1 protein-coding gene is annotated in these 863 nt (G+C 41.3%); it reads left to right on the top strand.

What is annotated here, in order from left to right; all coding sequences use genetic code 11:
• Window positions 1-151 precede the first annotated feature (151 nt).
• Window positions 152-502 carry a hypothetical protein gene (locus ABEQ74_RS29855; protein WP_430125973.1) on the top strand — a complete coding sequence of 117 codons (351 nt, stop codon included), beginning with the start codon at window positions 152-154 and terminating at the stop codon, window positions 500-502.
• Window positions 503-863 lie beyond the last annotated feature (361 nt).

Genomic DNA, 863 nt, shown 5'->3' with positions numbered 1-863 from the left:
TAAGGAGCTTTTGACATGGAAGCAGAATCAGGCGGACAACCCTGCGAACCTAACCGCAGTCGCGGCCGGCTCCCCTGGAGCCTTAAGGTTCTCGGGTTCGTGAATACGAAACGTTAGCTGAAATTGCCGAAATGAAAGGATATCTAATTCTATGGGAAACACAATAGTTTTGAATAGTAATAGAGAAAATATTAAACCACTCTCAATGACTAATACTTTGACAGCTGTGTTCTTAGAAGTATTAGTGTTAAGTGGTTCTATGGCTGCAAATACAAATCGTGAAAAAGAATTTATTATATGGCTGGCTCAGCGAGATCAGGAAGTTGTTGGAATGGGTACAGTAGGTTTTGATATAGATGAACTACCATGGACAATAGATAACTTCACAAAAGAGAAAGAGTTCCTAATAGAAGTATTAGATAAGGCAATAGGGGGGCAAGTTTGGAGTAAGTTAAATTATGAACCAAATAAAGAAATGGTCAGGAACATTTCAAAAAAATGATTGTATCATTTGAAGTAAATGATGTAGATGAGCAACAGTATTTTGAATGGACAGAAGGCAATGATCAAGATGAGACACCTACAATACCAATAGGTTATCCAAAATGCGACAGACATAATATCTTTTTGTCCTGTCACGGATGCTTGATATGTAACAATGAATATTGAGTGTGTTATCTCAAGAAGTCGGCAACATCATCTAACATCATATCCACGCATCGGAGCCTGACGGCTCCTCGGTCCGCGAGAAGTGATCTGCAGTGAAGCAGAATCAGCGGACACATCCGCACCGACTAACCGCATCGCGGCCGCTCCCGTTGGTCGCTTAAGTCTGTGGGACGTCGTGGATACAGTAACGTTAT

The organism is Paenibacillus solani (assembly GCF_050475945.1).
In the GTDB taxonomy this organism is placed as follows: Bacteria; Bacillota; Bacilli; order Paenibacillales; family Paenibacillaceae; genus Paenibacillus_AQ; species Paenibacillus_AQ solani_A.
This window is presented reverse-complemented; position numbering and strand designations above follow the sequence as displayed.

What these genes read in the sequence shown, in the direction of transcription:
- ABEQ74_RS29855 (WP_430125973.1), top strand. Translation starts at nt 152, where the DNA reads ATGGGAAACACAATAGTTTTGAATAGTAATAGAGAAAATATTAAACCA.